The following is a 780-nucleotide window of genomic DNA, read 5'->3' on the forward strand; positions in this document are numbered from 1 at the left end:
CTCGTAGACGGCCCAGCCTTGGGCGGCCCCGCAGCCTCGGCGGGTGCACGTCTCGGGATGGCGCCGACGCTGGGACGGCGGTGGGCCGATCGTCACCATCCGGGCCCGGGTCCGGGTCCGGGCGCGGTGTGGCCAGGCCCGGGCCCGGCGGCGGATCTGCCCGTCGCGGCGACGGTGACCGAGCCGAGTGCTGCGGAGACGCCCCGCGCGGGCCGTCCCCGCAGCAGCGCCATGTCCATCACGATGTCGCAGCCGAGCACCGGGTTGTACCAGACGAACCGGTAGCGCCCCTTCGAGCGCCGGCGAGCCGGCCGTGCCCGCCCGGACGCCCAGGCCGCGGTAGGCCGCGCCGGCCAGACCGCGAGTACCTCCCGGCGACCCAGCCGGATGACGTCGGCGCGGGCGATATCCGGCCAGACGCGGTCGTAGCGCTGCCCGCTGACCTCGGCGCGCAGGCTGTGGCGGCCGATCGTCAGCTTCGGTGGCCGTAGGCCGAAGCGGAGACGCCACCAGCCCGGGAACAGCGCGCCGACGCCGATCACGGCGCAGATACTCCCGCCTATGATGTCGTCGGAGAGATCGCTGGAGCTCATGTCCTTATAGGTGAACAGAAGATCGATGAAGGCGATCAGCGCCGCGGCCAACAGGACAGCCCCGATGCCGACCAGCAGCGAGCCGAACAGCAGGAACCTCCACCGCTTACCCGGGAAGACGGCGCCGTCGAACGAGGGACGGGGGGTGTGGGGCAGCGGGCGGTTGACGGCCCCGGCGTCCCAGGCC

General features: G+C 73.5%; 1 pseudogene. It reads right to left on the minus strand.

What is annotated here, in order from left to right:
- Window positions 1–92: 92 nt before the first annotated feature.
- A pseudogene (locus tag NBZ85_RS31520) lies at window positions 93–780 on the minus strand (serine/threonine-protein kinase); the annotation flags it as partial.

This window comes from Frankia tisae, assembly GCF_025403405.1.
Taxonomy (GTDB): Bacteria; Actinomycetota; Actinomycetes; order Frankiales; family Frankiaceae; genus Frankia; species Frankia tisai.